Below are 739 nucleotides of genomic sequence, written 5' to 3'. Positions count from 1 at the left end.
CCACTGTTGTGATCTCTCAATCCATACAGTAGGGGATATTTTAGGGGCTGGCAAGCCTATTTTTTATGCAGTTAGATTCTGCACAAATTCCTCGCAAACCTCTGTACTTTTATTTTGCAATAAACAAGAAGGTCTAACATAATTTCTTCTTTAGAATTGTAATATTTATAAATTAATGTTCTCGTGAAGGTTGTTAACTTAGAAATTGCTTTTAAGTTTACACCCTCATACCCATGTAGACTATATAATTGGTCACAAGCGATTAAAATTTCCTCTTGTCTATCTTTATCTTTTAGTTTCTTTGGTTTATGTTGATGTTCTATAATAAGCGCCTCCAGTTGAGTGATACATTTTAAAATAAGCTAACTAGTTATATATTATCGTTTAAATTGAAAAAAATCATGGCTAATCTAAGCATTTTGAAGACTAAATATGATTTATAATCAAAAGATTGTAAACTATTACACTTAAATAAAACCAGTTATTAGTTTGTCAATAAATAAATTCTTTAAATCTTTCATGTTATACTAAATTTATGTATACGAAATAACCTTCCAATTTCACTATTTGGAAAGTTTTGGTCCGTTTTACTTTTTAATTACGCTATATCTTGGAAAGTAGATTTGTTTTTCAACAGTGCATATATCCAGTGTAAAAGTTTATTTGCACAAGCAATTATAGTGACTTTATAGGGTTTACCTTCCTCCCGTTTTTTATCGTAATATTCTCTTAATCTCTT

The 739-nt window shown here is 28.8% G+C and carries 1 protein-coding gene and 1 pseudogene; both read right to left on the bottom strand.

The genetic code is table 11. The features are described 5' to 3' along the window. Window positions 1-71 precede the first annotated feature (71 nt). Entirely contained in the window at window positions 72-263 is a 192-nt protein-coding gene (locus M3600_RS29490; protein WP_396953857.1) for a TetR family transcriptional regulator, read from the bottom strand. Between the two features lie 335 nt (window positions 264-598). Next, window positions 599-739: pseudogene (locus M3600_RS28430) on the bottom strand (IS110 family transposase); the annotation flags it as partial.

It is taken from the genome of Niallia sp. MER 6 (genome assembly GCF_023714395.1).
Classification (GTDB): Bacteria; Bacillota; Bacilli; order Bacillales; family Cytobacillaceae; genus Niallia.
The sequence above is the reverse complement of the archived record's forward strand: the minus strand, read 5'-3'. Positions and strand labels throughout refer to the sequence as shown.